This window comes from Nocardia rhamnosiphila NBRC 108938, assembly GCF_000720425.1.
Classification (GTDB): Bacteria; Actinomycetota; Actinomycetes; order Mycobacteriales; family Mycobacteriaceae; genus Nocardia; species Nocardia rhamnosiphila.
In genome coordinates this window covers 1-203 of sequence record NZ_JOAJ01000091.1, presented here as the reverse complement: position 1 = coordinate 203, position 203 = coordinate 1, and the positions used below count along the sequence as shown (strand labels likewise).

Sequence of the window (203 nt, the reverse complement as noted above, 5' to 3'; positions counted from 1 at the left end):
GACGGCCAGATGGCTGCCGACCCGCTGGACGGTTCGGTTCATCTCGAACGCGACCATGCCCATATTCGCGGATTCGGTGGCCAGCAGCGCCAGGCACGCATTGGCGCCGGCGGCGGTGATGAACAGGACCGCGCGGTCGAGTTCGACCACGGTCTGGCAGACACCGCCGGCCTTGAAATGGCTGCCGGCGCTGCGGGCCAGGC

General features: G+C 69.0%; 1 protein-coding gene. It reads right to left on the bottom strand.

The genetic code is table 11. The features are described 5' to 3' along the window. Window positions 1-203: roadblock/LC7 domain-containing protein (locus IG75_RS0135865; RefSeq protein WP_030525784.1), on the bottom strand; the 203-nt coding region annotated here is incomplete at both ends.